Here is a 14,925-nt window from a genome sequence, read left to right on the forward strand (position 1 = left end):
ATGGACCTCAACAGCGACCTCGGCGAAGGCTTCGGCGCCTGGACCATGGGCGACGACGAAGCCATGCTCGACATCGTGACCAGCGCGAACGTCGCGTGCGGCTTTCACGCGGGCGACGCGAGCGTGATGCGCCGCGTGTGCGAACGCGCGGCCGAACGCGGCGTCACCATCGGTGCGCACGTCGGCTACCGCGACCTGGCCGGCTTCGGCCGTCGCGCGCTCGACATCGCGCCGGAAGACCTCGCGGACGAAGTGCTGTACCAAATCGGCGCTCTCGACGCCTTCGCGCGCGCGGCGCACAGTTGCGTGCGTTACGTGAAGGCGCACGGCGCGCTCTACAACACCGCTGCGGTCGATCCGGAGCAGGCGGCTGCGCTTGTCGAAGGCGTACGGCGCTATCACACCGATCTGGCACTGCTGTGTCCTCCAGATTCCGAAATGCTGCGCGCAGCTCAAGCGGCGGGCGTGCCCGCGTACGCAGAAGCGTTCGCCGACCGCGCGTACACGCCGGAAGGACGACTGGTGTCGCGCAAACTGCCAGGCGCGGTGCTGCACGACGCCGACGAAGTCGCCGCGCGTGCGCTCACCATGGCGAACACCGGCGAAGTCGTCGACGTCGAGGGGAACAAGCTCACGCTGCGGGCGGATTCCCTGTGCGTTCACGGAGATACGCCCGGCGCGGTCGAGCTGGCCCGGCGGATTCGCGCGCTGCTCACCGAATCCGGCGTCGTGCTGAGGTCGTTCGGATGAGCCAGCCGAGCACTGTGTTGCGCTACGGCCGTTCCGCGTTGCTGGTGGAGGTCGACGACGTACTCGGGTTCCAGGCGGCTTGCGAAGCCGCTCAGCCTGAGGGCGTCGTCGAACTCGTGCCCGCCGCACACACCCTGCTGGTCCGGTTCGACCGGACCCGCACCGATTCGGCCACACTGGCACGTTCGCTTGCTTCACTGTCCACAGTGGACGTATCGGAGCGCTCCGCGGACACCGTCACCTTGCAGGTGCGCTACGACGGCGCTGACCTGGCGGACGTCGCCGAAGCCATCGGGCTGTCGGTTTCCGATGTCGTGCAACGGCATTCGGCAGCCACCTACGTCGCCGCGTTCTGCGGTTTCGCACCCGGTTTCGCTTACCTGACCGGCCTCGATCCGGTGCTGCACCTGCCGCGTCGCAGCACGCCGCGCACGCGCGTGCCCGCGGGTGCGGTCGCGATCGCCGGCGAATACAGCGCGATCTACCCGCATCCGTCGCCCGGCGGATGGAACCTGCTCGGCCGTAGCGACGCCCAGGTGTGGGATGTCGGCCGCGAGCAGCCGAACCTGCTGGTCCCGGGCACCCGAGTGCGGTTCGAGGCGATTCGGTGACCGGAAAGATCGAGATCCTCGCGCCCGGTCCGTTCGCGACCGTGCAAGACCTCGGCCGTCCCGGATACGCGGCAGTCGGCGTCGGCCGGTCCGGCGCGGCCGACCGGGGTTCGCTGAAGCTGGCGAACCGGCTCGTCGGCAACCCGGAAACGCACGCGGCACTGGAGGTCACCCTCGGCGGCCTGCGGCTGCGGGTTTCGGAACACACCGTCGTCGCGGTCACCGGCGCACAGCTGCCGATCCGCGCTGGTGGACGTGCTGCGGCCGTCGGTGCACCGATCGTCCTGCGCCCTGGCGACGAACTCGAACTGGGCGTCGCGTCGCTCGGTCTGCGCAGCTACCTCGCGGTACGCGGCGGCCTCGACGTCCCGCCGGTGCTCGGCGCGCGAGCCACCGACACGCTGGGCAAACTCGGCCCGCCGGTCCTCGCCGCCGGGATGTCGCTGCCGATCGGTTCGGTGGTGCAGCGCAGCCCTTGCGTCGATCTCGCCCCGCTGCGCCGACTCGCGGAAGAACCGCTGCTGCGCTTGGAACCCGGACCGCGGCTGGACTGGTTCACCCCGTCCGCACTGTCCACTTTGCTCACTGGTGCCTACACCGTGACCAGTGACCTCGACCGCGTCGGCGTCCGGCTGGACGGCCCCGCGCTGACCCGTGCCCGTGTCGGCGAACTAGCCCCCGAAGCCGCCGTGCCGGGCGCGCTCCAGGTGCCGCCTTCCGGTGTGCCGATCTTGTTTCTGGCTGACCATCCGGTAACCGGCGGTTATCCCGTCGCCGCTGTCGTCGACGAGGACGACCTGGATCTCGCCGCCCAGCTCCGGCCCGGGCAGCGGGTCCGATTCACATTCCCGAAACTCGCAGCGTCAGATTGAGCCGTCCGGTCAGGCCAAGATCCGGATCCGCCGTGCCGGGCAGGGTTTTCGGCACGCCGTGGAACGCCAGCCGCGCCGGGCCGCCGAACACGAACAGGTCGCCCGAGCGCAGCTCGACATCGGTGTACGGCCGGTTCCGGTGCTCGGTGTTGCCGAAGCGGAACACGCAGGCGTCGCCGAGGCTCAGCGAGACCACCGGTTCCGTCGAATGCTCGTCTTTGTCCTGGTGCATGCCCATTTTCGCGGAGGCGTCGTAGTAGTTCACGAGCGCGACGTCGGGCTGGTAGTCCTCAGCTGGCCGGTCGTAGGCGGCGGCGAGCGCGCGGCGGCCGAGGTCGGCCAGCCAGTCGGGGAACGGCTCCACCGGCGAACCGTCCTCGCGCAGCCGGTCGTAGCGGTACGGCCGCCACTGCCAGCCCAGGCAGACCGTGCGCACCGACATCACGCCGCCGCCCGGCAGCCGGGTCGACCGGTAACCGCGCCAGCCACGACAGGCCGTGACGAGGTCGCGTTGTTCTTGAACGGTGAGCCAATCCGGGACGTGCACCGCGCCCGGGGTGATTTCCCGGCGCGGACGCGGCAGCAGCTCCATCACGCCACCTCGCGGCCGGTGGCCGCAGGAGTCACCCGGACGGGCGCTCCTGCGGCGGGTTCCCCTCGCCACTTGCCGCCAAGCTTCGGAGAATTCCACACCGCCTCGGCTCCCGCCAGACCTTGGCCAGCTACAACTCGGACTCGCCACCGAGGGTGTTTGCCGGTCACCATTCGTCACCCGAACTCGACGACAGTTACCCCGGCCCGGGCGGGCACCGGATCACTCATCGCAGCAAGCGCCGCTGGCACCCCGTCCAGTCCGATGCGGGTGCCGATCAACCCGGCCAGATCGATGCCGGACCGCTCCACCACGCCCAGCAGTTCGGGGTACTCGTACGCCTGCAAGCCGTGGATCCCGACGATTTCCAGCTCTCCGCCGACCACCCGATGCATCGGAATCGGCGGCACTCCCTGGCTGGGCGGCATCAACCCGGCCTGCACGTGCCGGCCGCGCTTGCGCAAACTGCCCACCGAAGCCGCACAGGTGGCCGGAGAGCCGAGACAGTCCAGCGACACGTGCGCACCGCCGTCAGTGCGCTCACGGACGTACGCGGCCAACTCTTCGGGCCCGTCAAACGCGCTGGCGTCGACGCTCAACACAGCACCAGACCGCTCCGCCGCGGCACGCGCCTGCGGCGAGACGTCAACCGCAACCACCTTCGCACCAGCAGCGGTCGCCAAGAGGACCGCAGAGATGCCTACGCCGCCACAGCCGTACACAGAGACCCACTGCCCCGCGCGTACGCCGCCCTGACGCAACACTGCGCGGAAAGCCGTCCCGAAGCGGCAACCGAGCGCAGCAGCTTCCGCCGACGACATCGAGTCCGGCAACGCGACCAGGTTCGTCTGCGCGTGCTCGATGGCGACCTTCTCGGCGAACGAACCCCAGTGGGTCGCGCCGGGCTGGAACTCGTCGTCGCAGATCTGCTGGTCGCCCTTGGCGCACTGGGCACAGACACCGCACGCGCACACGAACGGGACGGTGACCCGGTCGCCCTTCGTCCAGCCCACGACGCCCGCACCGACCTCGACGATCCGCCCCGCGAGCTCATGCCCGGCCACATGTGGCAGCCGCACCGCCTCGTCGTGCCCCTGCCAGGTATGCCAATCGCTGCGGCACACCCCGGTCGCTTCGACCTCGATGACGACCCCGCCGTCGGGGGTCACCGGATCCGGTACTTCCCGCACTTCGGGAAGCACGCCGAACTCTTCGATCACGACCGCACGCATGGGTCCGATCGTAGAAGCCGCCTTGCGGGCCAGTGGCTTCAGCTCACCCGCGCGGGAAGCGCCCCCGCCAAGCCCGACGCGCTCCTCGCGGAGGTCCGTGAAGGGCCCCTTGACGGAATCTGATTCCCCCAAGGGGACCCTCACGGACTATCGCAGAAGCCGCGCGGGCAGGCCTGGGCGAACGCGGCGGACGACGGTGCGTAAGCGTCGGGATACGCCTGCGCGCTCGCCGTCCGCCGCGGCCGGGCGCGCTCAGGAGAGCGGCGGGCCCGGCTGATGGAACTGGCCGCGCGGACGCGGCGGGCCGAGCAGCCTGCGCAGCGATCCGTCCGGGACGCCGAGGATCTGCTCGAGATTTCGCAGTGCCCGCAAGGATTCCGGGCGTTCCGGGCGGCAGCGGCCGGACTGCCAGTGGCTCAATGTCGCGAGACTGACCGTGGTTCCCCTTCCCCGCAGCCGATATCTGATGCGTTCAAGGCCGAGCCCGCGGGCCCGGATGGCCGCGCGCAGCGCTTCGGCGAAGGGGCCGGTTTCGAGCAATTGCCCGAGATCCCGCCCTGTTGTACTCCCCCGGTCGATCGTCGGTGTTCGCTGACCGGTCATCGCACACGCTCCGAACCACGTCGCTGGGAAACCTCGGAGCGTAGGCCGGACAACGCATGATCGGAAGGGCTTTCACCCTTGTGCGGAGAGCGCCCGGGCAATCGCGGCAAACGGTTCCGCATAGCCGGAATTGACCGTGACACAGGAAATCCCCCACCGCTCTCGCCAGCGGAGAAGCATTTCCCCAGCGGCGTCAGGGTTTTCCGGCAGCACGGTGACAGCTTTCTCCGCGACCAGTTGCGGCACGTCAACCCCGGTGTAGCGGGCGAGCTGCGGAGAAGACTTGTCCCCGATCGCGGTGAGGTTCACCGCCAATTCGACGTCCCGGCTTCCCGCGAACGAGCGAAAAGTGTCCACAATGGAGTCAGCCTGGTCCTCGGTCGTGCGCGGTCCCCAGGAAAACGTCACGACGTCGGCGGTGCGCGCGGCGAGCGCGAGCATTTTGGGCCCGGAACCCGCGAGCAATAGCCGCGGCCGCTCGGGGCGCTGCGCAAGCACCTCGATGGTGTCCGCCAACCGGGCGACGCGTTCACCCGGCGAAAGGAACTCGCGGCCCAGCATCGCGGCGTGCTTGCCCGCGCCGGGATGGCCGACGCCCAGCCCCAGCAGGAAGCGGCCGCCCGTCGCCTGATGCAGTGAATCGGCCTGCCACGCGAGGGTCCGGGCGTCGCGGAACGGGTCGGCCAGCACGAAGGTGCCGACGGTGAGCTTGCTGGTGACCGCGGCGGCGGCCGGAACGAGCGTCAACGGGTCGAGCCCGCCGACCGGGTCGGTCGCGAACATCGTGTCGAGACCCAGCTCCTCGATCCGGCGCGCCTGCGCGGTCCAGGACTCCAGATCCGGGGCGTACCCGGCGACGATGCCGAAGCGGAACGGCTTGGTAGTGGTCATGCCGACCATCGTCGGCGGGTTCGCCGCCGCACACATCCGCCCGGCAGCGACACTCGCGCGTACGCTCCTCAGCGCAGGCCTGGTGAGTGGCTACGCCGGTTCTCATCGGCGTGAACACTCACGAGCCCTCAGCGCAGGGTGACCGACAACGCCTGCGCGATCTCCTTGCCGATGGCGTGCGTGGCGGCGTCCGGCGGCTGTCCGACCTTCACCACCATCGGCCCGCCGAACGGCTGCCGCTCGACGACCTCGATGCGCTCGCCGAGCCCGATCGCGTGCTCGGTGAGGTAGCGCAGCAGGTCCGGGTCGGTGTCCCACACGCGGACGATCTCGCCGACCGCACCGGGCGGCAGGTCGTCCAGGATGCGCATCGGAAGTTCCTCGACGCTGCCGTCCGGAGCCGGGATGGGGTCGCCGTGCGGATCGCGCACGGGATTGCCGAGCTTGGCCGCGATCCGGTCGACGAGCCGATCGGAGACGGCGTGCTCCAGCGCGTCGGCCTCGGCGTGGACCTCGTCCCAGGTGTAGCCGAGTTCGGAGACGAGGTACGTCTCGATCAGCCGGTGCCTGCGCAGCACCGACCGCGCGAGCTGCCGCCCCTCCGAGGTCAGCTCGATGCCGCGGTAGGGCACGTGCGCGACCAGGCCGAGCTGCGAAAGCTTCGTGACCATCCCCGACGCCGACGACGGACTCACCTCAAGCCGCCCGGCCAGCGACGCGTTGGTGACCGCCTCGCCCCGTTCGACCAGTCCGTAAATCACCCGCACGTAGTCCTCGACCGACGACGACCTCCGGACGGAACCATCTCCCATGCCGCATACGATACGGGGCCCAGCCTGCCGGGGTCGGCCGGTCAGGGCGCTGGCGGCGGGCCGCGTGGTCTTGTCGCGAGGCGCCGGTCAGCGGTACTCAGGCACGGAGAACGTCGCGCGGCCGGCGACACCCGGCCATGCCCCGGTTTCCCGCCGTCGCGATCATCAGGCTCTTCACCACTGCCCGTCCCTCGACCGCCTGGTCACGGCCGCCAGCGGTAGCGGATCCAGCCCGGCACCGGCTCCGCGCCGAGTTGCGCGTAGAACGCCTCCGCCTTGGCGTTTCCAGCCTGCATGTCCCACTCGACGCGCCCCGTCGTGCGGGCGCGGAGTGCGTCGAGCAGTTCCCTGCCCAGCCCGTGCCTGCGGTGCTCCGGACGGATGAACAGATCGTCCAGCCAAATGCCGGGACGACCTTCCCACGTGGAGAAATTCCAACTGCAGAAGGCGAATCCCGCGACGACGTCCGGACGTCCCGGCGGCGTGCACATCAGCACCCACGCCTTCGGCTCCGGACCGAACAGGTGGCTGCTCATCTCGGCGCGGTCGAGTTTGAGGTCGTGCTTGTCCTCGTAGACCGCGTGTTCCTCGATGAGGCTGCAGATCTCCTCGACGTCCTCGAAGACGGCATCGCGAACGGGCATCGGGCACCCCTTTTTTTGTCGGTGGTGGCGGCTACGGTGCAGGTATCAGAGCAGGGCAGCAGGAATCCGGCGCGGCGGAGCCGGTGCGGAGCGGTACGAGACGGGAGGAGCTGGTGACGGTTGATCGGTGAATCGACAAGTGAATAGGCGCGTGAGCCGACCGGGGAGCGGCCAAGCGGTGGCGGGCATGCACGCCAACCGCTGGGCAGCGAAGACCGCGCAAGCTGCTCGCCGAACCGCGGGGAGCACGCGGGCAAGCCGCCGAACCGCGGGGAGCACGCGGGCAAGCCGCCGAACCGCGGGGAGCACGCGGGCAAGCCGCCGAACCGCGGGGAGCACGCGGGCAAGCCGCCAAGCGGTGGCGAGCATCCAAGCCAACTGGCAGGCAAACCAGCCCGCCAGCCGACCGCGACACCGCCATCCCCATCACGCGGCCTCGTACCGGAGCTCTCCGCCCACCACCGTGCCGAGCACGCGAGCGTCCTCCACAGTGGACAGTGGGTCCGCGGACAGCACCACGAAATCCGCGAGCTTGCCTGGGTCCAAGGTGCCGAGGTAGCTCTCCGCGAAGGTCGCGTAGGCCGAGCCGTACGTGTAGGCGCGCAGGGCTTCCGCCGGGGTCAGCGCTTCTTCTACCGCGAACGGTTCGCCGGTGGACGTGCGGCGGTGGACCATGTCGGCGAGGCCCAGCAGTGGGGCGCCGTCGACGACGGGGCGGTCTGAGCTGGCGGGCAGGACGCATCCGGCGTCCAGGACGCTGCGGAGGCGGTAGCACCACGGCACGCGCGCTTCGCCGAGAGCCGCGCGCATGCCGTCGCCTAGCTCGTTCACGAACCGGCCTTGCGGGGAGGCGATCAGGCCCAGCGAGGCCAGGCGGGTCAGCTCCGCGGGCGGGAGTACGGCGCAGTGTTCGATGCGGTGCCGGTGGTCGGGGCGCGGGTTGGCGGCCAGGGCGGCTTCGTAGGCGTCCAGGACTGCCGTGATGGCCCGGTCGCCGATGGCGTGGGTCGCGATTTGCCAGCCGGCGTCGTGGGCTTGGCGGATGGTGCGCGCCAGCTCGTCCTCGGGTACCTGGAAGTAGCCGCGGTTGTCCGGTTCGCCGTCGAACGGTTCGTGCATCGCGCAGGTGCGGCCGACCAGCGAACCGTCGGCGAAGAGTTTCATCGGGCCGATCCGCAGCCACTCGTCGCCGAGGCCGGTGCGCAGGCCCAGGTCCAGTCCGAAGCCTGCGCCGTCGGGCAGGTCGTGCAGGACACTCGCGGCGACCATCACCGTGCCGCGCACTCGCAGGACTCCGCGTTCGCGCGCGAGCTGGTACGCGGCCAGTTCCGCAGGGGTCTCGCCGACCAGGCCGCCGCCGATTCCGGCTTCCTGGACGCTCGTGATGCCCTCCGACAGGTACTGCCGGCTCGCCCGGTCGAGACCTCGGACCACCGATTCGAGCGGCGTCGGGTACGTCAGCGGGCGCAGCAGCAACTGCGCCTGCTCGCGCAGCAGACCGGTCGGCGAGCCGTCGGCGGACTGGACTACGTCGCCGCCCACAGGGACGTTCGCGAGGTCCAGCCGGTCCAGCACGGCGGTGTTGACCAGCGTCATGTGGCCGGACGTGTGCTTGAGCCGCACGAGCATGCCGGGGGCGGCGCGGTCGAGGCCGTGCCGGTCGGGGTGTTCGCCGCCGGCGAGTTTGTTCTGGTCGTAGCCGCTGCCGACGACCCAGCTCCCGGCGGGCAGTTCGGCCGCGCGCCGCGCCACCGCGTCGTAGATCTCGTCGACGCTGCGGCAGTCGCTGAGCGGCACGTCGTCCAGGCCCATGCCGAACCAGGCCATGTGGTTGTGCGCGTCGTGGAATCCGGGCGCGACGAAACCCCCGCCGAGATCCACCCGGCGACGGGCGGACAGTTCGCGCGCGTCGTCGCCCAGCGCCACGATCCGGCCGTGCAGCACCGCCAGCGCGGTGTCGCCGGTGACCAGCCTGGCGTTTTCGTACACCGCGTCAACCTGCATGCCTCCGACACTATCGATCGATCGATCGAACGTCTAGGCTCCCCTCCATGAGCACCGTTGACCTGGCCGTCGAGGGCGGCATCGCGCAGATCCGGCTGAATCGGCCCGAGCGGCTCAACGCCGTCGCGCCCGTGCTGGTGGACGACTTCCTCACCGCACTGGAGGAGGTCGCGCACAGCGCCGCCCGCGTCGTCCTGCTCACGGGCAACGGCCGCGCCTTCTGTGCCGGGCACGACCTGAAGGAACCCACCCCCGAGGGTGACTCCCGGGCGAGGCTGGAGCGGCTCCAGGACGTCACGCGCCGGCTGCGCGCGCTGCGTCAGCCGGTGATCGCCGCCGTCCACGGGTACGCGATCGGCGCGGGCGCGGAGTTCGCGCTGGGCTGCGACCTGATCCTGGCCGCCGAGGACGCGGTGTTCGCTTTCCCCGAGGTGTCGCTGGGGCTGAGCGTCACCGGTGCCGCCTCGAGACTGCTCCCGCTGCTGGTCGGACCGGTCAAGGCGAAGGAACTGCTGCTGCTCGGCGACCGGTTCGACGGCCGCCGCGCGCACGACCTCGGCCTGGTCAACGCCGCCGTGCCAGCGGACGAGCTGATGCCCCTCGCGCTCGGCTGGGCCGAGAAGATCGCCCACCACCCGCCGGAGGCCGCCGCGATGGCGAAGCGGGCGCTGGACGCCGGGATCGACCACGCCTTCGATTCAGCGCTGGAACTCGAGGTCACCCATGCCCTGATCACCGAGCACTCGGCCGCCGTCCGCGAGTCGACCGAAGCGTTCCGGAGCCGGGCGTGACTCCGCTGCAGAACGTCGACACGCTGGTCGCCCTGGTCACGCGCGCCGCGCAGCTCTGGCCGGAGCGCACCGCGTGGATCTTCGACAGCACCGGCGCCCGGTTCACCTTCGCCGAGGTCGACGACCGCAGCGGACGCCTGGCGAAAGCGCTCCAGGACCAAGGCATTCAGGCAGGCGACCGGGTCGCGGTGATGCTCCGCAACGAGCCGGAATTCCCGCTCATGTGGCTCGCGCTCGCCAAACTCGGCGCCGTTCTGGTTCCGGTGAACATCAACTACCGCGAATTCGACGGCGCACACGTCCTGCGCCACTCCGGCGCACGCCTGGCGGTAGCCGCCGAAGAGTTCGTGGAACTGCTGGAGAAAATCGCGCCGGAAACGGCCGTGGAACGCGTCCTCACGCCGGACGCGCTGAAGTCGGAAACACGCTGCGAACCGGAATCGGTGGTCGCCGAACAGCCGGTCAACATCCAGTACACCTCGGGCACCACCGGCGCGCCGAAGGGCTGCGTGCTGCCGCATCGTTACTGGACCACGCTCGCGATCGGACTAGCCACCGACTTCCCCGCCGTCAGCGAAGACGACGTTCTGCTTACCGCGCAACCGTTCCACTACATTGATCCACAGTGGAACGTCGCACTCGCGCTGGCCGCCGGAGCGACGCTCGTCGTACTGGACCGCTTCCACCCGTCCACTTTCTGGGCGAAGGTCCGCGAGCACGAGGTCACCTGGTTCTACTGCCTCGGCCTGATGCCGACGCTGCTGCTGCGCCAGCCTCCGCATCCAGACGACCGGAACCACCGCGTCCGCGCGATCAGCGCGTCGGCGATCCCGCCGGACCTGCACGCTCAGCTGGAAGAACGCTGGGGCGTGCCGTGGTACGAGGCGTTCGGGATGACCGAGACCGGCGGGGACATCCGGGTTTCCGAGTCCGATCACGATGCCGCGGTGGGCACCGGCTGCATCGGACGGCCGAGCCGCGACCGCGAGGCGATGATCGCCGGCGAGGACGGGAAACCGTTGCCTCGCGGGGAAACCGGCGAACTGCTGATCCGTGGCATCGGGTTGATGCACGGCTACCACGAGGATGCCGAAGCGACCGCGCGCGCCTTCGCGGGCGGCTGGTTCCACACCGGCGACCTCGCCCGGATGGACGACGAGGGCCGGGTCTACTACCTCGGCCGCACCAAGGACATGATCCGGCGCAGCGGCGAGAACATCTCCGCCGACGAGGTCGAGCGCGCGCTGCTGCAGCATCCGAAAGTGCAGCTCGCGGCCGTCCTCGCGGTGCCGGACGAGCTGCGCGGCGAGGAAGTGAAGGCGTACGTCGTGTGCGGCGAGAACCGGCCGTCGCCCGAGGAGCTGGCGGAGTTCTGCGCACAGCAACTGGCGTACTTCAAGGTGCCGAGGTTCTGGACGTTCGCGGACGACCTGCCGCGCACGCCGTCCGAACGCGTCGCGAAGGGCGAGCTGAGGAAGGTCGCGGACCTCCGAGCCGGTTCCTGGGACCGGAGCACCGGGGAGTGGCGATGAGCAGCGCCGAACGCGTCCGGGCCGCGGCCGTGAAACTGTTCGCCACCAAGGGTTTCCACGGCACAGGCATTCGGGATCTGGCCCAGGAAGCCGAACTTTCTTCGGCGACGCTCTACCACTACATGGGCACCAAGGAAGATCTTCTTGTCGAGATCATGACGACCTCGCTGCACCGGCTGATCGACGCGGTGGCGAAGGCCACCGCGGGCAGCGACGATCCGGTGGTCCGGATGCGCACGCTGGTCGCGCTGCACGTCCTCGCGCATGCCGCCCAGCCGGGCGAAACCCGGGTGGTGGACAACGAAGTCGACGCGCTTTCGGCTCCGGCGCGTGCCCGGGTCGTCGCGCTGCGGGACGAATACGAGCAGTTCTGGGCGAAGGCGATCGAGGACGGCACCGCGGCGAACGTGTTCCACACCGCACAACCGGCCGTGACACGGCTCGCATTGCTGGAAATGTGCAGCGGCGTGGCCAGGTGGTATTCGCCGAAGGGCCCGCTCAAGCTCGAAGACCTGGCCACGCACTACGCGGAGCTGGCATTGCGGGCCCTCGGACATCCGGTCGCGGTGCGTGCGCACGACCTCCGGCAATGCCTCGAAGTGGTCGCCCAGGTGTGGGACTTGCCTGTCCAAGAGGGCTTTTAGCGCCATACGCCTTGCTCAGACGGCGAACGTGGGGGACGCTCGAAGGGTGACTGAGCAAACGATCCAACTCGAACTGGACGACTCGGGTCTCTCTCCTGGCCTGCCCGCACCTTCAAACCCGCGCGATCAGGTCCAGGACGTGCCGTATCGACCAGTCGAGTTTCGTGACGACGACCTGCCCAGCGCGCTCGAGCGCTGTGCAGTATGGCTGCGCCAAGCGCAGGAGTGGCTGGGAGAACCGCTCGACGTCCTCGCGATCCACCTAGACTACGACGAGCGACAGGGTTCGCCCTACTACGATGTGAAGCTGCTTTGCAATGAGGAGGACCTAGCCGGGGTCCCCATCGCAATGCGCAACAACAAGTAGCACTCGTCATCCACGCCGCGAAGGCCCTCTCGGACTCCGAGGGGGCCTTCGCCGCGTTCGCGGATAGGGGCATGACAAACCGCGGCGCACCCCGGCAAGATCGGAGGCGGACGAGGGAGGGTATGCCGGTGACCGAAATCGTGGTGCGCTGGTCCGAACCGCTGCCTGCGGAGGACCGCTACCTGAAACTGCTGGACGACCTGGAGCGCGGCCGCTACGACGCGTACCGGCTCGAAATCGACCAGCGCCGCTTCCTGACCGGCCGGGTGCTCGCGAAGACCCTCGTCGCGGAACGGCTCGGGGACGCGGCGGAGTCCGTGCGCTTCGACGCGACCTGCGACGACTGCGGCAAACCGCACGGCCGTCCGCGCGTGCCGGGCTCGGACCTCGTGCTGTCGATCTCGCATTCGGGCGATCTGATCGGCCTCGCGGTCGCTGACGGCGTGCCAGTAGGCCTCGACGTCGAGACCGCCAGCCGCAAGGCGGACGCCTCGCTCGTCGAGTACGCGCTGAGCCCGGCCGAACGGGAAGCCGTCGCGGGCCTGTCGGACGAGGAGCGTTCGGCGGCCTTCTTCATCTACTGGACGCGCAAGGAAGCGGTGATGAAGGCCACCGGCAAGGGCCTGAAGATCCCGCTGCAGAGCATCACGTTCTCCCGCTACGACGCCCCGGCCGAGCTGGTCGCGTCCGGTGACGAGGCGCTGGACCCGGCGCGGACCCGGCTCGCCGACCTCAAGGCGGCCGACGGGCACCGGGCGGCGGTCGCGGCGTTGACCTCGGACAGCCTGAGCGTCACCGAGGAGCACTGGCTGCCGTAAACCTCACGACGCGCTGTCGTCCAGCCCCATCGCGCCGAGCAGCGTGCGGAACTTCGCGATCGTCTCCTGGTACTCGGTGTCCGGATCCGACGCGGGCACGATGCCGCCGCCCGCGAAGAGCCGCATCGACGTCTCAGCCACCTCGGCGCACCGGATCGCGACGGCCCATTCGCCGTCTCCCGCCGCGTCGACCCAGCCGACCGCGCCCGCGTAGTACCCGCGGTCGAACGGCTCCAGTTCCTTGACCAGGTCGCGCGCGGCGACAGTCGGGGTGCCGCAGACCGCCGGCGTCGGATGCATCGCGGCGGCGAGGTCGAGTGCGGTCACCGAACGGTCCGTCAGCTCACCGGTGATGGACGTCCGCAGATGCCAGATGGCGGGCGTGGAGACCAGCTCAGGACCGGCCGGGACGTCGAGCTTGCGGCAGAACGGCCGCAGCGACTCGACGACGTAGTCGATCACCAGGTCGTGCTCTTCCCGGTCCTTCGCGGACGCCAGGAGGGCTTCGCCGTTGGCCCGGTCGGTCTCCGGATCGGCCGAACGCGGCATCGACCCGGCGTGCGGGGTCGTGAACACGGAGTCGCCCGTGCGGGAAAGCAGCAGCTCAGGGGTGGCCCCGACGAGGGTGCGGCCGCCCGGCAGTTCGGCGGCGTAAGTGAAATGGCGCGGGTTGCCGCGCGCGAGGTTGCGCACGATCCCCTCGACCGGGATCGGCGCGTCGAATTCCAGCTCCAGCGCGCGGGCCAGGACGGCTTTGCGCAGGTCACGGTCGCGCAGAGCGGCGACGGCCGCCCGCACGTTCTCGCGGTGGCCTTCGGCGGAGGGAAGCCGCCGGGTGGCCGCCGGAGCGGGCAGGTCGGCGGCGGGCGGCACGGCCGGGGTCTCGGCGTCGGCCTGGGCGCGATGCACCGTCCGGGGCAGCACGAGGTGCCCCGGCGAGGCAGCGCCGGGTCCGGTGTCGAACGGCAGCACGCCGACGGCGAGCGGCACGCCGGAACGGTCCAGCTCGGCGGCTGCCGAGCGGGCGAGGCGGCGTGGGTCGGCGTCGGTGACGGTTCCGAGCGCACCGCGGGCGAGCAGGGCGCGCCGGGCGGTCGCGAACAAGAAGTCGCCACGCTGGTAGCGGACGGTGGTCTGCGCCGGGGTCGCCGGCGCGGTACTGGTCGTCACTTCACCAGCGTCTCAGGATCCGGGAGCGCCGCGGGGAAAGTGTCGCCGGTGCAACACACCGCGCACCTTCCCCGCGGCCGCCGGATCAGCGTTACTTGAGCGCGTCGATCAGCGCTTCGCGCTGCCGTTCGCCCAGGCCCGCGGCCCGGCGGTCGGGGTCGATCCCCGCCTGCTCGAGCAGCGCGGCGACCTTGACCGCACCGAGGCCGGGCACCGCCTTGAGGAGCTGCGTGACCTTCGTCTTGCCGATGGTCTTGTTCTCCTTGGCCTGCTTGAGCACCGACTCGATGCTCTCCTTGCCGGACTTGATCGAAGCGAGCAGCTCCGAGCGCGCCTTACGAGCCTCTGCCGCCTTGGCGAGGGCCTCGGCGCGCTGCTCCGGAGTCAACGTGGGCAGAGCCAACGTAATGTCCTTTCCTCTCAGGTCTCCGCTTTCGCGGCCGACGGTCTCAGCCGATGCTTGCAGCTGCAAGCGCTGGCCAGCCGTCACTTACCACGGCCCCAGTAAACGCCACGTGCCCGCGGTACGCGCAACCGACACGCACTTATCACCCGTCGACGGGCGCGGCGGACCTGCGCGAGGGGACCCCTC

At 70.1% G+C, this 14,925-nt stretch carries 17 protein-coding genes; 8 read left to right on the forward strand and 9 right to left on the reverse strand.

Annotated elements, in window-relative coordinates; translation table 11 throughout:
* The 3 genes from L3Q65_RS31345 to L3Q65_RS31355 are packed head-to-tail and all read left to right on the forward strand — an operon-like array spanning position 1 to position 2,233.
* A complete protein-coding gene (locus tag L3Q65_RS31345) occupies positions 1-750 on the forward strand; it encodes a LamB/YcsF family protein (protein WP_237597364.1) in 750 nt (249 codons plus the stop codon).
* The gene (locus tag L3Q65_RS31350; RefSeq protein ID WP_237597365.1) at positions 747-1,361 is read left to right on the forward strand and encodes an allophanate hydrolase subunit 1; all 615 of its coding nucleotides are present in this window, start codon (positions 747-749) and stop codon (positions 1,359-1,361) included. Before L3Q65_RS31345 ends, L3Q65_RS31350 begins: the two co-directional genes overlap by 4 nt.
* Positions 1,358-2,233, forward strand: coding sequence for a biotin-dependent carboxyltransferase family protein (locus L3Q65_RS31355; protein ID WP_182889593.1), 876 nt, complete (start codon positions 1,358-1,360; stop codon positions 2,231-2,233). Before L3Q65_RS31350 ends, L3Q65_RS31355 begins: the two co-directional genes overlap by 4 nt.
* Here the strand turns inward: L3Q65_RS31355 and L3Q65_RS31360 are convergent.
* From L3Q65_RS31360 to L3Q65_RS31390, 7 genes are all read right to left on the reverse strand, one after another.
* Positions 2,202-2,828 carry an alpha-ketoglutarate-dependent dioxygenase AlkB gene (locus tag L3Q65_RS31360; protein WP_182889592.1) on the reverse strand — a complete coding sequence of 209 codons (627 nt, stop codon included), beginning with the start codon at positions 2,826-2,828 and terminating at the stop codon, positions 2,202-2,204. The genes L3Q65_RS31355 and L3Q65_RS31360 overlap by 32 nt on opposite strands.
* A 173-nt stretch (positions 2,829-3,001) precedes the next feature.
* Positions 3,002-4,057, reverse strand: a complete 1,056-nt coding sequence (locus L3Q65_RS31365; RefSeq protein ID WP_182889591.1) for a zinc-dependent alcohol dehydrogenase family protein — start codon at positions 4,055-4,057, stop codon at positions 3,002-3,004.
* A gap of 252 nt (positions 4,058-4,309) precedes the next feature.
* Complete coding sequence (locus L3Q65_RS31370; RefSeq protein WP_182889590.1) at positions 4,310-4,660, reverse strand: transcriptional regulator; 351 nt, start codon at positions 4,658-4,660, stop codon at positions 4,310-4,312.
* Between the two features lie 72 nt (positions 4,661-4,732).
* Positions 4,733-5,551 carry an LLM class flavin-dependent oxidoreductase gene (locus L3Q65_RS31375; protein WP_182889589.1) on the reverse strand — a complete coding sequence of 273 codons (819 nt, stop codon included), beginning with the start codon at positions 5,549-5,551 and terminating at the stop codon, positions 4,733-4,735.
* A gap of 128 nt (positions 5,552-5,679) precedes the next feature.
* A complete protein-coding gene (locus tag L3Q65_RS31380; protein WP_009083739.1) occupies positions 5,680-6,363 on the reverse strand; it encodes a metal-dependent transcriptional regulator in 684 nt (227 codons plus the stop codon).
* A gap of 203 nt (positions 6,364-6,566) precedes the next feature.
* Positions 6,567-7,007: a GNAT family N-acetyltransferase gene (locus L3Q65_RS31385; protein ID WP_043830620.1), complete on the reverse strand. Its 441-nt coding sequence runs from the start codon at positions 7,005-7,007 to the stop codon at positions 6,567-6,569.
* A gap of 426 nt (positions 7,008-7,433) precedes the next feature.
* The gene (locus tag L3Q65_RS31390; protein WP_182889588.1) at positions 7,434-9,011 is read right to left on the reverse strand and encodes an amidohydrolase; all 1,578 of its coding nucleotides are present in this window, start codon (positions 9,009-9,011) and stop codon (positions 7,434-7,436) included.
* Positions 9,012-9,058: 47 nt separating this feature from the next.
* Here L3Q65_RS31390 and L3Q65_RS31395 point away from each other — a divergent pair, with 47 nt between their 5' ends.
* The 5 genes from L3Q65_RS31395 to L3Q65_RS31415 all read left to right on the forward strand — a co-directional run bounded on the left by L3Q65_RS31395 (position 9,059) and on the right by L3Q65_RS31415 (position 13,163).
* On the forward strand, positions 9,059-9,802 hold the full coding sequence (locus L3Q65_RS31395; RefSeq protein WP_182889587.1) for an enoyl-CoA hydratase/isomerase family protein: 744 nt from the start codon (positions 9,059-9,061) through the stop codon (positions 9,800-9,802).
* Positions 9,799-11,334 carry an ATP-dependent acyl-CoA ligase gene (locus tag L3Q65_RS31400; RefSeq protein ID WP_182889586.1) on the forward strand — a complete coding sequence of 512 codons (1,536 nt, stop codon included), beginning with the start codon at positions 9,799-9,801 and terminating at the stop codon, positions 11,332-11,334. Before L3Q65_RS31395 ends, L3Q65_RS31400 begins: the two co-directional genes overlap by 4 nt.
* Positions 11,331-11,978 (forward strand): TetR/AcrR family transcriptional regulator, encoded by a 648-nt coding sequence (locus L3Q65_RS31405; protein WP_237597366.1) that lies wholly within the window; start codon positions 11,331-11,333, stop codon positions 11,976-11,978. Before L3Q65_RS31400 ends, L3Q65_RS31405 begins: the two co-directional genes overlap by 4 nt.
* 46 nt (positions 11,979-12,024) lie before the next feature.
* A complete protein-coding gene (locus L3Q65_RS31410; protein ID WP_182889584.1) occupies positions 12,025-12,345 on the forward strand; it encodes a hypothetical protein in 321 nt (106 codons plus the stop codon).
* A 128-nt stretch (positions 12,346-12,473) separates the two neighbouring features.
* Positions 12,474-13,163, forward strand: a complete 690-nt coding sequence (locus tag L3Q65_RS31415) for a 4'-phosphopantetheinyl transferase superfamily protein (RefSeq protein ID WP_182889583.1) — start codon at positions 12,474-12,476, stop codon at positions 13,161-13,163.
* A 3-nt stretch (positions 13,164-13,166) separates the two neighbouring features.
* Here the strand turns inward: L3Q65_RS31415 and L3Q65_RS31420 are convergent, their stop codons facing one another.
* Together L3Q65_RS31420 and mihF are read right to left on the reverse strand one after the other, a co-directional pair.
* Positions 13,167-14,333, reverse strand: a complete 1,167-nt coding sequence (locus L3Q65_RS31420; protein WP_182889582.1) for an isochorismate synthase MenF — start codon at positions 14,331-14,333, stop codon at positions 13,167-13,169.
* A gap of 91 nt (positions 14,334-14,424) precedes the next feature.
* Positions 14,425-14,736 carry an integration host factor, actinobacterial type gene (gene mihF / locus L3Q65_RS31425; protein WP_050788348.1) on the reverse strand — a complete coding sequence of 104 codons (312 nt, stop codon included), beginning with the start codon at positions 14,734-14,736 and terminating at the stop codon, positions 14,425-14,427.
* Between the last annotated feature and the right edge of the window lie 189 nt (positions 14,737-14,925).

It is taken from the genome of Amycolatopsis sp. FU40 (assembly GCF_021903635.1).
GTDB lineage: Bacteria > Actinomycetota > Actinomycetes > Mycobacteriales > Pseudonocardiaceae > Amycolatopsis > Amycolatopsis dendrobii.